Annotated in this window: 15 protein-coding genes and 2 pseudogenes; 8 read left to right on the forward strand and 9 right to left on the reverse strand. The window is 51.2% G+C overall.

Features of this window, described 5'->3' with window-relative positions:
• Window positions 1-77: 77 nt before the first annotated feature.
• Window positions 78-1,156 (reverse strand): annotated as a pseudogene (locus HC231_RS08860) (YeiH family protein).
• 118 nt (window positions 1,157-1,274) lie between these two features.
• On the opposite strand from HC231_RS08860, the gene yieE reads away from it, so the two are divergent.
• The 3 genes from yieE (at window position 1,275) to HC231_RS08875 (ending at window position 6,089) form a co-directional block, all read left to right on the forward strand.
• Window positions 1,275-2,144, forward strand: coding sequence for a DNA-binding transcriptional regulator YeiE (gene yieE / locus HC231_RS08865; RefSeq protein ID WP_208230641.1), 870 nt, complete (start codon window positions 1,275-1,277; stop codon window positions 2,142-2,144).
• Window positions 2,145-2,283: 139 nt separating this feature from the next.
• Window positions 2,284-3,756 (forward strand): amino acid permease, encoded by a 1,473-nt coding sequence (locus HC231_RS08870; protein ID WP_208230642.1) that lies wholly within the window; start codon window positions 2,284-2,286, stop codon window positions 3,754-3,756.
• Window positions 3,757-4,130: 374 nt separating this feature from the next.
• Window positions 4,131-6,089: a ligand-gated channel protein gene (locus tag HC231_RS08875; protein ID WP_208230643.1), complete on the forward strand. Its 1,959-nt coding sequence runs from the start codon at window positions 4,131-4,133 to the stop codon at window positions 6,087-6,089.
• 70 nt (window positions 6,090-6,159) lie between these two features.
• Here the strand turns inward: HC231_RS08875 and HC231_RS08880 are convergent, their stop codons facing one another.
• Together HC231_RS08880 and HC231_RS08885 are read right to left on the reverse strand one after the other, a co-directional pair.
• On the reverse strand, window positions 6,160-7,080 hold the full coding sequence (locus HC231_RS08880; protein ID WP_246494808.1) for an ABC transporter permease: 921 nt from the start codon (window positions 7,078-7,080) through the stop codon (window positions 6,160-6,162).
• Between the two features lie 71 nt (window positions 7,081-7,151).
• The gene (locus tag HC231_RS08885; protein ID WP_208230645.1) at window positions 7,152-8,666 is read right to left on the reverse strand and encodes a sugar ABC transporter ATP-binding protein; all 1,515 of its coding nucleotides are present in this window, start codon (window positions 8,664-8,666) and stop codon (window positions 7,152-7,154) included.
• A 242-nt stretch (window positions 8,667-8,908) separates the two neighbouring features.
• Here HC231_RS08885 and HC231_RS08890 point away from each other — a divergent pair, with 242 nt between their 5' ends.
• Window positions 8,909-9,997 (forward strand): oxidoreductase, encoded by a 1,089-nt coding sequence (locus HC231_RS08890; protein ID WP_208230646.1) that lies wholly within the window; start codon window positions 8,909-8,911, stop codon window positions 9,995-9,997.
• Between the two features lie 54 nt (window positions 9,998-10,051).
• Here the strand turns inward: HC231_RS08890 and HC231_RS08895 are convergent, their stop codons facing one another.
• The 4 genes and pseudogenes from HC231_RS08895 to HC231_RS08910 all read right to left on the reverse strand — a co-directional run.
• Complete coding sequence (locus tag HC231_RS08895) at window positions 10,052-10,264, reverse strand: KTSC domain-containing protein (RefSeq protein WP_208230647.1); 213 nt, start codon at window positions 10,262-10,264, stop codon at window positions 10,052-10,054.
• A 214-nt stretch (window positions 10,265-10,478) separates the two neighbouring features.
• Window positions 10,479-11,324, reverse strand: a complete 846-nt coding sequence (gene fghA, locus HC231_RS08900; RefSeq protein ID WP_208230648.1) for an S-formylglutathione hydrolase — start codon at window positions 11,322-11,324, stop codon at window positions 10,479-10,481.
• 25 nt (window positions 11,325-11,349) lie between these two features.
• Window positions 11,350-12,471 (reverse strand): S-(hydroxymethyl)glutathione dehydrogenase/class III alcohol dehydrogenase, encoded by a 1,122-nt coding sequence (locus HC231_RS08905; protein ID WP_208230649.1) that lies wholly within the window; start codon window positions 12,469-12,471, stop codon window positions 11,350-11,352.
• 190 nt (window positions 12,472-12,661) lie between these two features.
• A pseudogene (locus HC231_RS08910) lies at window positions 12,662-12,802 on the reverse strand (LysR family transcriptional regulator); the annotation flags it as partial.
• A gap of 548 nt (window positions 12,803-13,350) precedes the next feature.
• Here HC231_RS08910 and folE point away from each other — a divergent pair.
• Together folE and yeiB are read left to right on the forward strand one after the other, a co-directional pair.
• The gene (folE, locus tag HC231_RS08915) at window positions 13,351-14,013 is read left to right on the forward strand and encodes a GTP cyclohydrolase I FolE (RefSeq protein WP_208230651.1); all 663 of its coding nucleotides are present in this window, start codon (window positions 13,351-13,353) and stop codon (window positions 14,011-14,013) included.
• Window positions 14,014-14,223: 210 nt separating this feature from the next.
• Entirely contained in the window at window positions 14,224-15,387 is a 1,164-nt protein-coding gene (gene yeiB, locus HC231_RS08920) for a DUF418 domain-containing protein YeiB (RefSeq protein WP_208230652.1), read from the forward strand.
• A gap of 78 nt (window positions 15,388-15,465) precedes the next feature.
• On the opposite strand, the gene sanA is transcribed toward yeiB, so the two are convergent.
• The gene (sanA, locus tag HC231_RS08925) at window positions 15,466-16,233 is read right to left on the reverse strand and encodes an outer membrane permeability protein SanA (protein WP_246494757.1); all 768 of its coding nucleotides are present in this window, start codon (window positions 16,231-16,233) and stop codon (window positions 15,466-15,468) included.
• Between the two features lie 189 nt (window positions 16,234-16,422).
• Window positions 16,423-17,736 (reverse strand): 30S ribosomal protein S12 methylthiotransferase RimO, encoded by a 1,314-nt coding sequence (gene rimO, locus HC231_RS08930; protein WP_208230653.1) that lies wholly within the window; start codon window positions 17,734-17,736, stop codon window positions 16,423-16,425.
• Window positions 17,737-18,787: 1,051 nt separating this feature from the next.
• Here rimO and HC231_RS08935 point away from each other — a divergent pair.
• Window positions 18,788-19,177 carry a DUF2778 domain-containing protein gene (locus HC231_RS08935; RefSeq protein ID WP_343073019.1) on the forward strand — a complete coding sequence of 130 codons (390 nt, stop codon included), beginning with the start codon at window positions 18,788-18,790 and terminating at the stop codon, window positions 19,175-19,177.
• A gap of 390 nt (window positions 19,178-19,567) precedes the next feature.
• Window positions 19,568-19,870, forward strand: a complete 303-nt coding sequence (locus HC231_RS08940) for an IS1 family transposase (RefSeq protein WP_208230654.1) — start codon at window positions 19,568-19,570, stop codon at window positions 19,868-19,870.
• Window positions 19,871-19,895: the final 25 nt, after the last annotated feature.

A 19,895-nucleotide genomic window follows, 5' to 3' on the forward strand; every position in this document is an offset into this window, starting at 1 on the left:
TGTTCTCCTCTTGATGACGAGGCATTATGGCATTGTCGGTCAGGTTAACCAGCGGTTAAGCGATAATTTATTTACGGCTAGCTGAATAAGTGGTCAAAAGCCAGGTTAATACATGCGCCGCCCATAATTAGCCAGACAAATAAAATCAGCGCCAGCAACAGCGGTTTGGGGCCGGCATTACGGATATCGCTAATCCGGGTGGTTAGCCCTAATGCCATCATTGCCATCGCCAGCAATACATTATCCAGCCGGGTTAAATCGCCGGTCAGCGCGGGGGGAAATAGCCGGGTTGAGTTTAGAGCGGCGGCGGCCACAAACCATAATGCAAACCAGGGGAACGCGAGGGATACGGGCTCTGCTGCCGATGCCGCTGTTTTGGGGCCCATTTTTTTAAGCGCAATACCAAGAGCCAGCAGGAAAGGCGCCAGCATCATAACGCGCAGCATTTTTCCTATGACGGCAATATTTTCTGTTTCGCCCCCAATCGCATGGCCGGCGGCGACAACCTGGGCAACCTCGTGTACAGTTGAGCCGAGATACATGCCGAATGTTTGCGGATTGAAGGCCAACCAGTGATAATAAAGGTTGAGTTGATACAGCCAGGGGTAGAAGAACATGGCTGTCGTGCCGAAAATAACAACGGTTGATATTGCAATGGCGATTTTGTTCCCTGGCGCTTTTATCACGGGAGCCGTAGCCATAACCGCCGCCGCGCCGCAGATGCTGCTACCCGCGCCAATAAGGATGACGGTTTCGGCGTCGAGTTTGAGTATCCGGCGGCCAAGCCAGCAGGCGAGCAGGAAGGTTGATGTCACAATGGTAAAGTCAATGGCGATGCCTGTGACGCCAATTTCGGTAATTTGTTGAAAACTAAGTCTAAACCCGTAAAGTATAATTCCCCATCGCAGCAGATGGTGCTTTGCCCACTGTGCGCCTGGGTCGCAGAATGAATGCAGCCATGGATATACCGTATTCCCAAGTATGATACCTGCCACGATAGCCAGTGTTAATGTGCCTGGCCCCACTGTATGACTTTTGGAATATTTGCCAACCAAAGAAGGATGCAAGTCATTAAGCCTATTATTAATAGACCGGGAAGGATTTGTATTGTCCGGTCGCGGCACGTTATTAAGTGCTGACCGACAGGGATATCCATCATTTTATTACCTATTCTGAGAATAATGAACTGATGGCTAATCCTATAATCGGTGTAGTTAAAAGAGTAATTGATTATATATTTATAACCTATAAGTATTTCAGATAAAGAGCTAGTTATGCATATCACATTACGTCAGTTGGAAGTGTTTACTGAAGTCCTGAAAAGTGGCTCAACCACTCAGGCTTCGGTCGTACTTGCTCTTTCTCAATCAGCAGTCAGTGCCGCGCTGGCTGATCTGGAAGGGCAACTGGGGGTCCAATTGTTTGACCGCGTCGGCAAACGGTTAGTCGTAAATGAGCATGGCCGCTTGCTTTACCCCAAAGCATTATCGCTGCTTGAACAATCAACGGAGATTGAACAGCTTTTTCGCCGTGATAACGGCGCATTACGTATTTATGCCAGCAGCACTATCGGCAACTATTTACTGCCGGCCATGATCGCCCGTTATCGGCAGGATTTTCCTGAAATCCCTCTGGAGTTGCACGTCGGCAATACTCAAGATGTGATTACCAGCGTGTCTGAATTTAGAGTCGATCTCGGGTTGATCGAAGGGCCGTGTCATCACCCTGATTTGGTGACGCAACCCTGGCTGAAAGATGAGTTGGTGGTCTTCTGCGCTCCGACGCACCCGCTTAGCCAGCAGAAGCTCTCTTTATCGGCGTTGGCCGAAGTTCCCTGGATTTTGCGCGAGCAAGGTTCAGGAACTCGCGAAGTTCTGGATCACCTACTTCTGGCGCACTTGCCGCGTTTTCGCTTAGTGATGGAGTTGGGCAATTCCGAGGCGATTAAACACGCGGTTCGTCATGGTATTGGTATTAGCTGTTTGTCGCGTCACGTTATCGCCGAACAGTTGGAAAGCGGTTCACTGATCGAATTGCCCATTCCGTTGCCTAAATTTACGCGCACGCTCTATATGGTTCACCATCGCCAGAAGCATCTCTCAAATGTATTACAGCGTTTTCTGAGTTATTGCCGCGAGGCGTAACGCGAGAGATATATTCTATTGCTAATGATCGGGCTTGAGTTATGAAGCTCACTTATAATTTGGCAATCCTGACTATCGTGACTAACGCTATTTGTTACAATCCCGCCTCGATTTTTTAGTAAGAGCAATCAGGATAATAATGGCTCAGCAAGACATTCAAAATTCTGTTCCGGGCAGAAATTCTCTGCGCCGTGAACTTAAGGCGCGTCATTTGACGATGATCGCGATAGGCGGTTCGATAGGCACCGGTTTGTTTGTGGCTTCCGGTGCAACGGTTTCACAGGCCGGGCCGGGTGGGGCGTTACTGTCTTACATTCTGATTGGCGTGATGGTCTATTTTCTCATGACCAGTCTGGGGGAACTGGCGGCATTTATGCCGGTATCCGGATCGTTTGCCACCTATGGCTCCCGCTACGTTGAAGAAGGCTTCGGTTTCGCGCTGGGCTGGAATTATTGGTACAACTGGGCCGTAACGATTGCGGTCGACCTGGTCGCCGCCCAATTGGTGATGGGATACTGGTTCCCGGAGGTTCCCGGTTGGATATGGAGCGCGCTATTTTTAGCCGTGATGGTGCTATTGAACATCATTTCGGTAAAAGGGTTTGGCGAAGCGGAATATTGGTTCTCGCTGATTAAAGTCGTGACGGTGGTGATTTTTATCGCCGTCGGCATCCTGATGATTGTCGGGATCTTGCGCGGAGCTGAAAATGCGGGGATACACAATTGGCAGATTGGCGATGCGCCGTTTGCCGGTGGTTTTTCCGCCATGGTGGGCGTGGCGATGATTGTCGGTTTCTCGTTCCAGGGAACGGAGTTAATCGGCGTGGCCGCCGGGGAATCAGAAAATCCGCGGGAAAATATTCCGCGCGCCATTCGTCAGGTGTTTTGGCGTATTCTGCTGTTTTATATCTTCGCTATTCTGATCATCAGCCTGATCATTCCATACACCGACCCGAATCTGCTGCGTAATGACGTAAAAGATATTGCCGTCAGCCCGTTCACGCTGGTATTCCAACATGCCGGTTTGCTTTCCGCGGCGGCGGTGATGAACGCGGTTATTCTCACCGCGGTGCTGTCTGCGGGCAACTCCGGGATGTATGCCTGCACCCGCATGCTGTTTACGCTGGCGTCTGAGGGGAAAGCGCCGCGTCTTTTCGCCAAACTGTCAAAAGGCGGCGTACCCCGCAATGCGCTATATGCGACCGCTGTGATTGCCGCATTGTGCTTTTTGTCGTCCATGTATGGCAACCAAACGGTCTATCTTTGGTTGTTAAACACCTCAGGCATGACCGGCTTTATCGCCTGGCTGGGCATCGCCATCAGTCACTATCGTTTCCGTCGCGGTTATGTCAAGGCCGGACTCGATCTGAACCGTCTTCCATACCTTTCCCGTTTCTTTCCGCTGGGGCCGTTGTTCGCCTTTGTGCTTTGCCTGGTTATTACATTGGGGCAGAACTACCAGGCTTTCCTGGAAGATAAGATCGACTGGTATGGCGTCACGGCAACCTATATCGGCATTCCGCTGTTTCTGCTGATCTGGTTCGGCTATAAATTCTCTCGGGGGACGCGCTTCATCAAATATCAGGATATGACGTTCCCGGAACATAAATAAGCGCGGTTGTTATCGGGTTGTCCCTCCGCGCAGGGACGGCCCGGTTTACGCCGTTAATCTACTCTTTACCTTGTCTGCTTTTTGTCTGCTTTGCGTTTCTGTTTCCCTTTGCCCGCCATCGCTTCTCCTCTTTTAATCATAAAAATTGAATAAAGTTGTTTACCTAATCCTTACGAATGCGTTTCATTTCGTCTGCAATCGTTCAGCATGTTCACTGTAATATCATGTTTTATATGTTGTTTTTTATAAAATATTGTACAGGCTAATGATTATGTAAATGATAGTTATTTATATTTACAATTATTTCGAATTAATTACACTGTATTTGGCAAAAAAACTCAACGTAACCCATCCGTTTTTAGAAGGGCAAAAACATGGCAATCAGTATAAGAAAATCAGTCGCGCTGGCTCTGGCGGCAACCGCTTCTACATCCGTGGTCGGCGCCACGCAGCAGGATGTGATGGTGGTAACGGCTTCCGGCTATGAACAAAAGATCGAGGATTCCGCCGCCTCTATTTCCGTTATTTCTCGCGAACAGCTGGAAACCAAGGCCTACCGTGATGTTACCGACGCGCTGAAAGATGTACCCGGCGTTGTGGTAACCGGCGGCGCCAGCAGCAGCGATATCAGTATTCGCGGTATGTCGTCTAAATACACCCTGATTCTTGTGGATGGGAAACGAGTTGATACGCGGGGTACGCGCCCGAACAGCGATAACTCCGGGATTGAACAGGGATGGCTGCCGCCGCTTGCCGCCATTGAGCGGATCGAGGTGGTTCGCGGCCCGATGTCTTCGCTGTATGGTTCTGATGCGATGGGCGGGGTAATTAACATCATTACCCGGAAAACGCACAGTGAATGGACGGCGTCGGTGCGCGGGGATGCGACGATTCAGGAAGATCGCGATTCAGGCGATATCTATCAATCGAGTATCTATGCCGCAGGTCCGCTGATTGACGGTCTTTTAGGCGTTCAGGTTAATGGTCTGCTTTCGCATCGCAGCGAAGATAGAATCGTTAACGGCTATAACGAGCAGCGTATGCGTAATGGCGGGGTGACATTCACGCTAACGCCCGATGAAAAGAATACGCTGGACTTTGATTTATCCCATTCGGTACAGGACAGAAACGTCACGCCGGGTAAATCGATTGAAGTCTCGGACACCGAGTCCGATGTTCGCTATGAGCGTAATAATTATGCGATCACCCACAACGGAATCTACGATTTCGGCATAACAACCAGCTATATCCAGCGCGAGGAAACCCGTAATCCGAACCGTGAAATGAAACTGGATAATACCGTTTTCAATACTCAGACATCCGTTTACCTTGGCGACCATACCTTGAGTCTGGGCGGACAGTATCGCTATGAGTCTTTAAACGATAAGGGCAATCAGCTGTCGACGGCGCAGGATCTGGAGAAACTGACGCGCAAGAGCTGGGCGCTGTTTGCCGAAGACGAATGGCAAATGACCAACGATTTTGCGCTGACCACCGGTCTGCGGATGGATAGCGATGAAAACTATGGTTCGCATTGGACGCCCAGAGCCTATGGCGTATGGCACCTGGCGGAGCAGTGGACGTTGAAGGGCGGGGTGTCGGCCGGGTATCGGTCGCCCGATTTGCGTCATACGGTTAAAAACTGGGGGCAGGCAACCGGGGGCCGGGCGGGTAATGCGATCATTCTGGGAAATCCGGATCTTAAGCCGGAAAAAAGTCTGAGCCAGGAAGTCGGTATCATCTGGGATAACCGTGAAGGGATGAATTTCGGCGTAACGCTCTTTAATACGGATTACAAAGATAAAATCACCGAGGCCCGTGAATGTGAAACTCCTACCGGCCAAACGGCCGCCTGTCCGTATGACGGCCATAACTATCGCTTCATCAGTCATCGGATCAATGTTGATAAAGCGATCATGCGCGGGGTTGAATCGACGTTCAACTGGGACATTACCGACGATTTATCGCTAGCCTCCAGCTACACCTATACCTATTCGGAACAGAAGAGCGGCGAGTTTAAAGGCAAGCCGTTAAACCAGATGCCGAAGCATATGTTCAATAGCACATTGAACTGGAAAGCCACCGAGGATCTGGGCGCCTGGGCGCGGGTGAATTATCGCGGGAAGACTTCAGAATATTTAGGCCGCACCACTATGTCTTCGCCTACGCCGTCCTATACGTTTGTCGATATCGGGGCGACGTATCAGGTAACCAAAGACGTGCAGTTATTGGGCGGCGTCTACAATGTGCTCGATAAACGCGTTGATTATGAAACCTATGAAACGGTTTTGGACGGACGCCGTTATAACGTGGGCGTGAATGTCACCTTCTGATCGCCGATAAGCATCTGATACGGGTTGCTGAACCCGTATCAGTTTATTTTTTGTCACACGGCGGCAATCATCAGCGTTTCTGGATATAGGTCATGGCGAGAGCCAGCGCCAACACCAGACCTTTTATGATATCCATGGCGTAGTACGGAACGGAAAGCATGACCAACCCGTTTTGCAGCACGCCGAGAATGACCGCGCCCACCAGCGTTCCCAACGCGTTCGGCTTGCCGGAACCCGCCAGCGAGAAACCGATATAGGCGGCGGCGACGGCGTCCATTAAATAGCCGCCGCCGGCATTGACCTGTGAGGAACCGATACGGGAAGCCAGTAAAATCCCCCCTAGCGCCGCCAGCAGCGAAGACAGAATATACGCCTGAACCCGATAGCGCGCCGTCCTGATCCCGGCCAGACGCGCCGCCTCAGGATTACCGCCGATGGCGTACATGCGGCGGCCATGTTTGGTCAGCGACAGATAGAGCTGAACCACCAAAGTGACGACCAGCATGATGACGACGATGACCGGCACCTGTCCCAGCGTGGCGAAGAATTCCGGAATGACGCCCTCGGCCATTTCGCCGCTCGGCAGCACCATATTCTGCGTGATGGAGCCACCGTAGCTGTAGGTCATGGCCACGCCCTGAATGACAAACAGGCTGGCGAGCGTCGCCAGCATATCGGGAATTTTCAGCACCACGATAAGGAAGGCGTTGAATAGACCGACCAGCGTACACAGCAGCAAAGTCAGTACGATGGCTTCGGTGGTGCCAAAGCCATGCCAGACAAACAGCGAAATCACCAGCGCGTTAGCCAGCGAGGCGGTCGAACCGACGGAAAGATCGAAGCCGCCTACCGACAGGGAGATGGACACCCCGATCGCAATTACGGTCACGATGGCGATCGAACGCAGGATATTGATGATGTTATAGGGATCGAGAAAATTGTCCGATGCCAGACCGAAGAGCGCGATCAGCGCGACGACGGTGATCAGCATGCCCCAGTTGTACAGGAATTCAAAAAAACGGTGACGCAAGGGGAGAACCCCGTTAGGTGAAAGTTGGTGACTCACGCGGGAGTTCCTCCAGTTGAATACAGTAACAGTGTTTCTTCATCAATGGTTGATGCATCCAGTTCGGCGACGATACGCCCATCCCACAATACACAGATGCGATCGCATAGCCCGACGAGTTCGGAAAACTCGCCCGAGGCGTAGATAATGCCTTTTCCCTGCCGGGCCAGGCCGTCAATCAGCGAGAACAGATCCTGTCTCGCTTTGATATCGACGCCTTTGGTGGGTTCATCGAAGATCAGCACCTGCGCCTCGCTGCGCAGCCATTTGCCGATAGCCACTTTTTGCTGATTGCCGCCGGATAGCCGGGCCAGTTTTTGCATCGGCCCGGTAGTGCGAATGGCTAATTGGCGAATGATTTGTTTCGCCCAGGACAGCGCCTGACGGTGGCTGAATACCCCCCAGCGGGAAAAGCTGTTGCTGGCGCTGACGCTAAGATTCATGGCGACGGATTCTTCAATAAAGATGCCTTCCTTACGGCGTTCTTCGGGCACTAATGCGATGCCCTGTTCGACCGACCGGTATGGCGAATGGGGACGCCATGAGCCGCCTTGATATTCGCCTTGTTCAATTTGGCAGGGGGCGGCGCCGAACAACGCTTTACACAGTTCGGTTTTGCCTGCGCCCGCCAGCCCGGCGATCCCGAGAATCTCGCCTTTACGCAACGTCAGCGAGATGTCCCGCAACAGGGTTTCATCGTGCAGTCCTTTAACCTTTAGCAAGGGATCCTGTAATGCCGCGCGACGCCGCGGCGGGAAAATATCATCCAGCCGGTGCCCCAGCATTCTTTCAACGATTTGCTCCCCGCTTAGCCCCTGCATCGGGCCGCTGCTGACGAACTCGCCGTCTCGCAGCACCGTCAGCGTATCGCAGATTTCACTTAATTCATGGATGCGGTGAGAAATGAAAACGATGCCGATGCCTGTGGCCTGTAAACGGCGGACCACCTGGAACAGCCGGGCGCTTTCCGCCTGATCGAGCGGGGCAGTCGGTTCATCCAGAATTAAAAAACGGCATTCATGAGATAGCGCTCTGGCCAATAGAATTTGCTGTTTTTCCGCCAGCGAGCAACGGTCCAGCCGCCGCCGCACATTCAGACGGATGCCGAGCTGATCGAGCAACGCCTGCGCCTGGCGATAAACCTGCGGCCAGTTGAGAACATGGCCGGTCTGGGCCAGCGTATCCAGCATAATATTCTCTGCGACGGACAACGTCGGCACCAGGGCGACATCCACCTCCTGCTGCACCAGATGGATGCCATGCTGTTTGGCTGCGCGCGGGGAATGAATATCAACCCGCGTGCCATCAATAATAATATCGCCGCTGTAATGACGGTAGGCGCCGGACAGGATGGTCATCAGCGTTGATTTGCCCGCGCCGTTGGCGCCGGTTAATGCATGAATAGAGCCGCCCTCTAGCGTGAAATCAACCTGCTTCAGCGCATGAAAGCCGGAAAAAGAGATGGAAATGTTGCGCATTTCCAGCCGTGTTCGTTGGGCGGTGGAAGTCATGTTCAGTAACGCTCTTGGCGGTGAATATCATCAGAAAACTGGCCTGAAATGTAACACATAACTAACATGATTCAATTCGGATTCAGCGCCGGAAGGGCGCTAAACTACGAATGAAAAAGAATAAGTTAAGCAAAAAAATTCTTAAACCCTGTTTGGTAAGTGAATAAGATAGCGTTATTAGCGCATTCTCCTTATTACCGCCATTTCTCGTATCGGCATGGCACCCTGAAGGACATCAGAATATGAATACAACGGCAATCCGCGTACAGGTCGGTCCAGCCAACTATTTTTCCTTTCCTGGCGCAATCGATAAGCTGCTGGAGTTTTATCCGCCCGCGGTGCTGAACAACGCGCTGTGGATCTACGGCGAACGGGCGTTAGCGGCCGCCAGGCCTTATCTTCCGGCTGAATTCGAGTCGCCGTCCGCCCGGCGCGTCTTGTTCGGCGCGCACTGCAGCGAAGGCGAAGTGGCGAAGCTGGTGGCCGAGGCCGGGGATAGCTGTCAGGTTGTGATCGGTATCGGCGGCGGCGCGGTGCTGGATACGGCAAAAGTCGTGGCGCGCCGAGTGGGCGCGCCGCTGGTGGCGATCCCGACGATTGCGGCCACCTGCGCCGCCTGGACGCCGCTTTCCGTCTGGTACACCGATGAAGGTCAAGCGCTGGGGTTTGAAATTTTTACCGACGCCAACCATCTGGTGTTGGTGGAGCCGCGCATTATTTTAGCGGCGCCGGCGGAATACCTGTTGGCCGGGGTGGGGGATACGCTGGCGAAATGGTATGAGGCAGTGGTGCTAAGCCCCCGGCCGGAAACCTTGCCGTTGACGGTTCGGCTTGGGCTGCAAACCGCGCTGGATATTCGTGACGTATTGCTGCAAAAAAGCGCCTCCGCGTTGGACGCCGCGGCCAGCGGTGCGCTGACGCAGGATTTTCTTGATGTCGTCGATGCCATTATTGCCGGCGGCGGCATGGTCGGCGGGCTGGGAGAGCGCTACACGCGGGTTGCCGCCGCGCATGCGGTTCATAATGGGTTAACGGTATTGCCGCAGACGGAGCGGTTCCTGCATGGAACCAAGGTGGCGTATGGCATTCTGGTGCAAAGCGCGCTGCAAAAGGATCTCGATACGCTACGGCAGTTGAAGGCCGCATTCAAGGTATTGGGATTGCCGACTTCGCTGGCCGAACTGGATGTGGATATTAACGATCGCGCGTCTATTCAAGCGGTGATTGAGAGGGCCTTGCAGCCGAGCGAATCCATTCACTATTTACCGTTAACGCTGAATGAATCGGTGCTGCTGGATGCGCTTAACACGGTGGAGACGGCGGCGGGATAAACCGGATGAAGAATTAGGAGACTGCCGGGAACAACGCCTAATTCTTCCGTTTTATTACTGCAATTTCTCATAGGGAAATGAGCTTTTAATATAACGAGCGTAGTACCGGTGTTTGGCCGTACTCGACATTAGCTCTTCATAAATCATCCGCGCTACGCCGATATATTGATATATGCTGCCGTTCAGCAGTTCTATTTCTAATACGCTATTTTCGGCGTCGTATCCGACGGCGAACAATTCTGATGATGAAACCCGTTTTCTTTGCAAAATCAACTACTCCCAGCCGAATTATTTGAATTATTTGTCAGGCGGTCATGATTGCACGGCAATAAGGTGCCTTGTGCAACGGCAATTATACGCCTTTGCAATAGTATTTTATCGGCATACCGTTTTTTTTCTTTATTCAGAAAAAATCAGGAACCAGCGAGGCCGATTCCCGATTTGCGGTTAAAAATAGAGCGTAACGCACAGGGGCGCTACGCTATTGCCGATGTAAATACCGGGCGTGAAAGCGGAGGTGATCTTCAATAAAGCTGGCGATGAAGAAGTAGCTATGGTCGTAACCGGGCTGCATTCTCAGCGTGAGCGGCCAGTCGTGCAGGCGTGCCAATTCGGCCAGTTTCGCCGGTTGCAACTGATCGGGTAAAAAGTTATCGCCATCGCCCTGATCGACAAGCATAGGTAGTTTGCTCTGGCTGTTTGCCAGTAGATGGCAACTGTCATACTGCAGCCACTGCGTTTCATCCTCGCCCAGATAGGCGCTGAGCGCTTTGCGTCCCCAGGGGGTCTGGCTGGGGTTGACGATAGGCGCAAAGGCGGAAGCGGACAGGTAGCTGCCCGGATTCCGTAACGCAAGCATCAACGCGCCGTGCCCGCCCATGGAGTGTCCGCTGATGGACTGGCGGCGGTTAACGTTAAAACTCTGCTGAATCAATGCCGGCAGTTCCTGATATATGTAGTCATACATCCGGTAGTGTTCGGCCCAGGGTTGCTGGGAGGCATTGACGTAAAATCCGGCTCCCTGACCAAGATCGTATCCGGCGTCATCCGCGACGTCTTCCCCCCGCGGGCTGGTATCCGGCATGACCAGAACGATACCCAATTCAGCGGCAGTGCGTTGAGCGCCGGATTTGGTGGTGAAGTTTTCATCATTACAGGTCAGCCCCGATAGCCAGTAAAGCACCGGCGATGGGGCATCATCCGGCATCGGCGGTATATAGATGCTGAACGTCATACTGCAATTCAGCGTGTCGGATGCATGGCGATAGCGCCGTTGCCAACCGCCGAATAGGCGGTGCTCTTCCAGAAGTTCCAGTGATGAATTCATCTCTGCGCGGCCTCCGTGACGGCGTTTAGCTGAAATGGATAACAGAACGGATCGACTTGCCTTCATGCATTAAATCGAATGCGTTATTGATCTCTTCCAGGCCCATGGTGTGAGTAATAAAATCGCTGAGCGGGAATTCGCCATCCATATAGCGCTGTACAATGCCCGGCAGCTGGCTGCGGCCTTTCACTCCGCCGAACGCCGAACCGCGCCACACCCGGCCGGTTACCAGTTGGAACGGACGGGTGGAGATTTCTTCCCCCGCGCCGGCCACGCCGATAATCACCGATTCGCCCCAGCCCTTGTGGCAGCACTCCAGCGCCGAACGCATCACGTTGACGTTACCGATACATTCAAAGGAGAAGTCAACGCCGCCGTCGGTCAGTTCGACGATAACGTCCTGAATCGGCTTATCGTAATCTTGGGGGTTAATCAGATCGGTGGCTCCCAGCTTGCGCGCCAGATCGAATTTGCTGGTATTGATATCAATGCCGATAATTCGTCCGGCGCCGGCCATCTGCGCGCCGATAATCGCCGATAGCCCGATGCCGCCGAGGCCGAAAATGGCGACGCTGTCGCCGGGTTTCACCTTGGCGGTGTTGATCACCGCTCCCATTCCTGTGGTTACGCCGCAGCCAAGCAGACAGACCTCTTCAAGCGGCGCTTCCTTGCTGATTTTAGCCAGCGAAATTTCCGGTACGACGGTATGCTCGGCAAAAGTCGATGTTCCCATGTAATGAAAAATCGGCTGACCGTTCTTAGAGAAGCGGGTGGTGCCGTCGGGCATTAACCCTTTGCCTTGTGTGGCGCGAATCGCCTGACACAGGTTGGTTTTTCCTGAACGGCAGAATTTACATTCGCCGCATTCCGGGGTGTACAACGGAATAACGTGATCGCCGACGGCTACGCTGGTCACGCCTTCGCCGATGGCTTCAACAATGCCGCCGCCTTCATGACCGAGAATGGCCGGGAAAACGCCTTCGGGATCTTTGCCTGAAAGGGTATAGGCGTCGGTATGGCAAACGCCGCTGGCGACAATACGTACCAACACTTCGCCCTTTTGGGGCGGCATCAGATCCACTTCTTCAATGGAAAGCGGTTGGTTAGGGCCCCAGGCGACGGCGGCGCGGGTTTTTATCGTTTGCATGGTGAGACTCCTATTGCGGCGTTATGTTGCGAAAAAGTTTATGATTGGCTGTTAAGTAATTTTAGTGAATATTCTTCTGGCTGGAGATGCGCTCGGCGCTGAGCTTTTTCAGAACGGCGATATTGGGGCCGAAGGCATCACGCCGCCAGATGAGCCTGGCCGACGTATCGGCTATTTCCCGTGGTAATTAAAGGCCGGCTCCCAAATCCTGCCCAAGCCGCCGCAGGCGGGTAGTGAGGTTCGATGGCGCCTGGTGAAGGCGTTCTGCCGTACGGACGACCGAACCGGTTTCGGTGACCAGGCAGAACATGCGTGACTGAATCGGATCCATGCATTCTCTTTTTGTAATTAACTTTGTCTTAATTATTCACTTCCGTGAGTTTAACGATAGGCCACACCATTGGCAACGTTCATGTAACAAGCAAGGCGTTTAACATTGTGTTACGTGGTTTTCTAGTGTCGGCCGACGCTGACGCACGGTCTTGAATCGGCGCTTTATATTGCCGGCGGCGGATTAATCATCGCCGGGATGTTGGTCCGGCGGCCTGAAGGCGTAAGCGTTCGGCGGATGATAACCTGAAGCTATTTCAGCTATCATGACGCACTATCACTGGATAATTGTTTCTCTCTCAACTACAGTGGTGCCGGCGTTTCGGTTCGACCGACGTCAATATTAGGAACCTATTCCAATCGGCGTCATTGGCGCAGACAGTTTGAGCGCGATGCGCAAGGTATATACGGCACTGAGGATATGCACCCTCCCGGACCGCTCGCTCTGCCGGGCGTTCACCCGCGATAGCGTCTTGCAACGCTGCTCAGGTTCAACAAAAATATTCTGAAAGAATAAGTTCTAAGTAGTAACACCTGCTGGAGAAAATAATGTCATCTTTAAGTAAAGAAGCCGTCATGGTTCACGAAGCGTTGATGGCGCGAGGCCTGGAAACGCCGCTGCGTGGAGAATTGTTAGATCGAGAAACGCGCAAGCAGCGGATTACCGAGCATATGACGGCGATCATGAATCTGTTAAGCCTTGATTTGCAAGATGACAGTCTGGCGGAAACGCCGCATCGCATTGCGAAAATGTATGTTGATGAAATATTTTCCGGTCTGGACTACTCCAATTTCCCTAAAATCACCATCATCGAGAATAAGATGAAGGTGGATGAAATGGTGACAGTCCGGGACATTACCTTGACCAGTACCTGCGAACATCACTTTGTGACGATTGATGGTAAAGCGACCGTTGCCTATATTCCGAAAGACGGCGTGATCGGTTTATCGAAGATCAACCGGATCGTGCAGTTCTTTTCTCAGCGCCCGCAGGTTCAGGAGCGGTTGACTCAGCAAATCCTGATTGCCTTGCAAACGCTGCTGGGCACCAACAATGTCGCCGTATCGATTGATGCCGTGCATTATTGCGTTAAGGCGCGCGGTATCCGCGACGCAACCAGCGCGACCACTACCACGTCGCTGGGCGGGCTGTTTAAATCCAGCCAGAATACCCGTCAAGAGTTTTTGCGCGCGGTTCGCCATCACAACTGATGCATTTGTATGCGGGCCGAGTCAGTGCCCGCATATCCCCGTGAGACTTCAAGTCGTATGCGCGTTGGCGGGGCAAATTCGCTCCCGGCGAATTTGTCTCTGCCGCCGGCTTTCCGCAACGCGAATTAGCCAGGGTACAAATAAAATGCGTATTATTTCCGCCCATCTGTTAATACAATCATGATCCCGATGACCTGATACGTAACATCTATGCCTGCTAACCCCATTTCGTCACCACGTATCGCAACGCTGGATTTTGCGCGCGGCGTTGCCGTACTCGGTATTTTATTACTCAACATTACGGCATTCGGTTTACCGAAAGCCGCCTATCTCAATCCCGCCTGGCAGGGGACGCCGTCACTGACCGATGCCTGGACCTGGGCCGTTATGGATCTTACGGTGCAGGCGAAATTTCTGACGCTGTTTTCTCTTTTGTTTGGCGCGGGGCTACAGCTTCTGTTGACCAGGGGAACCCATTGGACCCATGCCCGGCTTTTCTGGCTGATGGTGATAGGGCTGATTCATACCATTTTCTTCTGGGATGGCGACATCCTGCTGGATTATGGCCTGATCGGGCTGGTGTGTTACGGCATGATCCGCCATGCGGAGGGAAGCCGGGTCTTGCTGCGCAGCGGCGCGATAATGTATTTCGTCGGGGTGTGCGTTTTGCTGGTGTTAAGCCAACTGCTCAGCCTGCAGCCGGGACGATTCTGGCAGCCGGGAGCGGCTGATATCGCCTATGAGGTTCACTGGCAGACGTCGGGAGGACCGGAAGCGTGGCGTAACCGGGTGGATTTACTTATCGATAGTTTATTGTCGCTGGGCGTTCAGTACGGTTGGCTATTGGCCGGCTCGATGCTGTTTGGCGCGGGATTGATGCGCAGCGGTTGGCTAAAAGGCGAGTTCAGCCTGATGCATTATCGCAGACTTGCCCTCTGGATAATTCCGCTGGCGTTATTCATTAATGGCATTGGGGTCGTGGCGCAATGGCTGGTTCATTGGGAATATCGCTGGAGCGGCCTGTTGTTACAGATCCCTCGTGAATTGAGCGCGCCTTTACAAGCGATGGGATATCTGGCGCTGTGTTATGGCTTTTGGCCAACGCTGAGCAAATGGCGCATTACCTACTGGATTACGGAAACTGGCCGTATGGCGCTGACAAACTACCTGTTGCAAACCTTGGTGTGCACCACGCTGTTTAACCACCTGGGGCTGTTTATGCGTCTTGATCGCCTGCAACTGGCGGCTGTCGTTCCCGTCATCTGGGGAATAAATCTGGCCTTTTCCCACTACTGGCTGAAATATTTCCGCCAGGGACCGTTTGAGTGGCTGTGGCGCAAGTTAACCGCAGCAGTTGCGAAAACCGCGCCGTGACGGCAGCGGGCGAAGCCGGGCCGTCGGCGCGGCCTGAGGCGATTTCGGTTCAACTGCGGAAGCAGGCGGAAAAGGACGCTATTGCGCCGCTTTCTCCGTAGACGCGTCTGTGGGGCGCTCGGAAGAGGAGACGGCCGTTGCGGCGGGATTATTGGGAACCTGCTCCGGGAGAACCGCAGGATAGTCCTGCGCATCGTCAGGAATTTTATGCTGTGCCGGAATGGAGATTATCGGTCCCAGAAAACGCGGCTCCCGTTTCAAAATATACAGATCGAACAGCGCTCCCAGTCTGGCGCCGAATTCCCGCATGCGAACCATCATTATGTTTTTAGGCGATGGAACCGCATAACATTGCGCCTGAATGCCAAGATGCAAGGCAATAAATAACGCCCGTTCGCAATGAAAACGTTGGGTAATGATGGTGAAGTCATTAGTATCAAAGACTTTTCGGGTTCTGACGATCGAGTCCAGCGTGCGAAATCCCGCATAATCCAGCACGATATTCGCTGGTGGTACGCCAGCGGCGATCAAATCGCGGCGCATGGTCATCGGCTCGTTGTAACTTTGCTGGGCATTGTCGCCGCTCAGCAGCAGGTAGCTGATTTTCCCGCTGTTATAGGCATTCATCGCGCCTTGAATACGGAACAGATAATACTGGTTGATGACGCCGGTACGATAATATTTGGCGGTTCCCAGTACGACGCCGACCTGCCGCGACGGCAGATCCTGCAGTTCGTCATAGACGTAAGGAGCGGTTTTCCAACTGATCCAGCGGTCGAGGACAAAAGCAGACAGCAGCAGTAAGCCAATAATTGTTAATAGGCTGTATATCAAGCGCTTCCACATGCTTATGCCTCGGATAAGGCGATTGGAGTAATCATGCTCCAAGGCTACTTTACCTGAAAGTTGGACGCAAGGAGCAGGTGCCGCCGGGAGTGATTATTGGTGTATTTTATCGCGTTTGCATGAAATTCGGATGGTTGAATAACATGCCGGCCCCTTGCTGGGCAAAAGACCGGCTGACGATCGGAGAGGTCAGACCCGGCTGCCCCACAGATCGTATTCGTCCGCATGCTCTATTTTTACGCTAATGATATCGCCGACCTTAACGTTGGTTTCTCCGTTCAGATAAACCGCGCCGTCGATCTCCGGCGCATCGGCCATGCTGCGGCCAATCGCGCCTTCATCATCGACTTCATCAATCAACACCAGCAACCGGCGACCAATTTTTTCCTGTAGGCGCTGTGCGGAGATAACTTGCTGAAGCTGCATGAAACGATGATAACGTTCTTCTTTTATCTCTTCCGGCACCTGATCGGGCAACTGATTGGCCGCGGCGCCCTCCACCGGGCTGTATTTGAAACAGCCGACACGATCCAGTCTGGCTTCTTGCAGGAAATCCAGCAGCATCTGGAAATCCTCTTCCGTTTCACCAGGGAAGCCGACGATAAACGTCGACCGTAATGTCAGTTCCGGGCAGATTTGCCGCCAGCGTTTGATGCGTTCCAGCGTTTTTTCGATCGCGCCCGGACGTTTCATCAGCTTGAGGATGCGGGGGCTGGCGTGCTGTAAAGGAATATCCAGATACGGCAGGATTTTCCCTTCGGCCATCAGCGGAATGACATCGTCCACGTGCGGATAGGGGTAAACGTAATGCAAACGAACCCACGCGCCCAGCGAAGCAAGCTGTTCGCACAGGCTGACCATACTGGTTTTGACCGGTTGCCCGTTCCAGAAACCGGTACGTTGCTTAACATCGGCGCCGTAGGCGGAGGTATCCTGGGAGATCACCAGCAATTCTTTGACGCCGGAATCGACCAGCCGTTTCGCTTCATCCAGCACCGAACCGATCGGGCGGCTATCCAGATCGCCACGCATGGATGGAATAATGCAGAACGTGCAGCGATGGTTGCAGCCTTCCGATATTTTCAAGTAGGCGTAATGACGCGGCGTCAGCTTTACGCCCTGGGCTGGCACCAGGCTGGTGAACGGATTGTGTTCCGGTTTGGGAACATATTGATGTACGTGCGACAACACCTGTTCGTAGCTGTGAGGGCCGGTGATTTCCAACACTTTGGGATGAACTTCCCGGATTTGATTCTCCTTCGCGCCCAGACAGCCGGTGACGATAACCTTGCCATTTTCATTCAGCGCTTCACCGATGGCTTCCAGCGATTCCTGAACGGCGCTGTCAATAAAACCACAGGTATTGACGATCACCAGTTCGGCGTCGTTGTAGCGCGGCACCACCTGATAACCTTCAGTACGTAATTCGGTCAGGATCCTCTCGGAGTCCACCAGATTTTTCGGGCAGCCGAGTGAAACGAATCCAATTCGTGGTTGTTGCATGTTATTTGCTCACAATTCATTCAAAAAAGAAAAACCGCAGGATTCTACACCATAGTTGTTGCGCCTTATAGTCACAGTTTAAAACTTGACGCGATGACTATGTTGATATCTGGTCTGCTCATCGCAAGATGTTAAAAAGGCTGCCTGGAATGGCGGCTTCCGGTAGCATCTTGGAAAACATAGTTAATGTATTATTAGCAGTTTATCCCAACTTGAGATAGTTGTTTTTTGCATGGCTATTATTACTGAGGAAATAATGTACTAGATATAACGAAAATATATATAACCACATTGGGATTTACTCGCGTCATATCTATGATAAACGATGTTTCATGAAAAAAATATAAAGTGGATGGAGGTTGTTACAGTAACGAATAGTCTAAAATTAAATAAAATATCGCATACCACTGCTATTCATAATATAGTAATTAATGCATATATCCCTATTGATATTGCATAATGTACGAAAATAGGAACCCATGATTCTGTTGTAAATAAAAATTTTATTATTTCACCAGAGTAAGGACGTAAGTTAACAAAATATCCTTATTTTAAAAATAAGGATAAGTTATTTTTTTTGCTGGCAAATTTTTTGTGAATGGTTAATTTATTCAAGTGTAAATTAATTTGGTGTCCGTAGTTCAGTTTTTATACCCTAGTTTGGAAATTAAAATTTAACAAAAATGAATTTATACTCTTATTCCGTATTTATATTAAATTTTGCTTTTATAAGAATATAATAAAATATATCTATTAATATTAAAGATAACCGGATTGGTCGAACGGTCTAACTTTGTTAATTAATAATTTACACTGCAATTATTATCAGGTAATTATAATGATTTAGGCTAAATGGATATTGACAATATTAATGCATATTTTAATATGGCTAGGCAGGTATTCACTACTAATTGGATGATAATATGGCATTACATGGAAAGTTTGAGATAAATAACGGTGCCGATTTTTCATTACTAACACTATATGGCGTGGGGGGGGGCAAGCATTCTCTGGTGATGGGGCATACCGTAATCAAGGTGGGTGTACTACTATCCCTGACAATGGATCCATACCAGCCGGAAAATACTGGATTGTAGATCGGCCTGCAGGTGGCTTAGGAACACAGGTACGAACATGGTTCTATGACAAATGGAATTACTATGCAAAGGATATTCCGGTAGGAAGGGGAGAATGGTTCGCCCTCTATCGCGATGATGGAAGCATAGATGATTACACATGGATTAATGGTATCAAGCGAGGTAATTTTCGATTGCATCCTGGAACAGTGTCAAAAGGGTGCATAACACTACGAACTATCACTGATTTTCAGATTATACGAAATAACCTGTTACGGACTTCCATGGTTCCCGTTCGCTCCACTAGCCTAATGGCTTATGGTTCTATTGAAGTATTTGCTCATGGGGATAAATGTCTGGTATGAAAATTATACTTTATATTACCTTATTCCTGGTTATTTCAGTACTAGTTGGCGTAGTCATGCCATATGATTTTTTAATACGAAATTATATAGTAAGTATCGTAAATATTGACACTGCTATTAAAATAACAGACATTGTGTTGGGCGGAGATCCTGAGCCATACGATGGACTTACTTTTATAATAGGTTTAATAATCAACTGTATAGTTTCGGTGTTATTATGTTGTGTTATTATGAATATATGGAGAAGATTAAAGTTATCAAGTAAATAATTGAGGTGATGCGTTTGAGCTGTAGGTTTGTGTAAAATGCGCTTTTCATCTGATTATCCTATTATGACAAAGATTTCTGTTGCTTGTCGATACTGTGGTCAAACGCATCCGGTACGCAGATATGGCGCTGGCCGTGCCGGATATTTGCGTTTTCGTTGTCTTGAATGGCGTAAAAGCTTTCAATTTGAGTATGTCTACGAGGCCTCATGAGCCCGGTGCAAAAGATCAAATGGTCGATACGGAGATGAATGTTTCCGGGAGCAGAGATACGTACGAACACTCAAAGTCGGCATCAATGCAATCACCGAACGTTAAAAACTCATGCATTAAACGGCTGGCAAGAAAAACAATGTGTTTTCCCGGTTCATTTGAAGTCTATGAAAAAGCGATCGGGGCGTATGTTGAAAAACAGCGTTACAACTGATTGGAGTCATGACCATTTTCCTCTT

The sequence above is a fragment of the Brenneria izadpanahii genome (genome assembly GCF_017569925.1).
Taxonomy (GTDB): domain Bacteria; phylum Pseudomonadota; class Gammaproteobacteria; order Enterobacterales; family Enterobacteriaceae; genus Brenneria; species Brenneria izadpanahii.

Excerpts from the sequence above, each read along its gene's own strand:
- folE (WP_208230651.1), top strand. The coding sequence starts at position 13,351 with ATGTCATCTTTAAGTAAAGAAGCCGTCATGGTTCACGAAGCGTTGATG.
- HC231_RS08940 (WP_208230654.1), top strand. The coding sequence starts at position 19,568 with ATGGCGCTGGCCGTGCCGGATATTTGCGTTTTCGTTGTCTTGAATGGC.
- HC231_RS08885 (WP_208230645.1), bottom strand. The coding sequence starts at position 8,666 with ATGACTTCCACCGCCCAACGAACACGGCTGGAAATGCGCAACATTTCC.
- HC231_RS08870 (WP_208230642.1), top strand. The coding sequence starts at position 2,284 with ATGGCTCAGCAAGACATTCAAAATTCTGTTCCGGGCAGAAATTCTCTG.
- fghA (WP_208230648.1), bottom strand. The coding sequence starts at position 11,324 with ATGAATTCATCACTGGAACTTCTGGAAGAGCACCGCCTATTCGGCGGT.
- HC231_RS08880 (WP_246494808.1), bottom strand. The coding sequence starts at position 7,080 with ATGCTGATCACCGTCGTCGCGCTGATCGCGCTCTTCGGTCTGGCATCG.
- yieE (WP_208230641.1), top strand. The coding sequence starts at position 1,275 with ATGCATATCACATTACGTCAGTTGGAAGTGTTTACTGAAGTCCTGAAA.
- HC231_RS08890 (WP_208230646.1), top strand. The coding sequence starts at position 8,909 with ATGAATACAACGGCAATCCGCGTACAGGTCGGTCCAGCCAACTATTTT.
- yeiB (WP_208230652.1), top strand. The coding sequence starts at position 14,224 with ATGCCTGCTAACCCCATTTCGTCACCACGTATCGCAACGCTGGATTTT.
- HC231_RS08875 (WP_208230643.1), top strand. The coding sequence starts at position 4,131 with ATGGCAATCAGTATAAGAAAATCAGTCGCGCTGGCTCTGGCGGCAACC.
- HC231_RS08905 (WP_208230649.1), bottom strand. The coding sequence starts at position 12,471 with ATGCAAACGATAAAAACCCGCGCCGCCGTCGCCTGGGGCCCTAACCAA.
- sanA (WP_246494757.1), bottom strand. The coding sequence starts at position 16,233 with ATGTGGAAGCGCTTGATATACAGCCTATTAACAATTATTGGCTTACTG.
- rimO (WP_208230653.1), bottom strand. The coding sequence starts at position 17,736 with ATGCAACAACCACGAATTGGATTCGTTTCACTCGGCTGCCCGAAAAAT.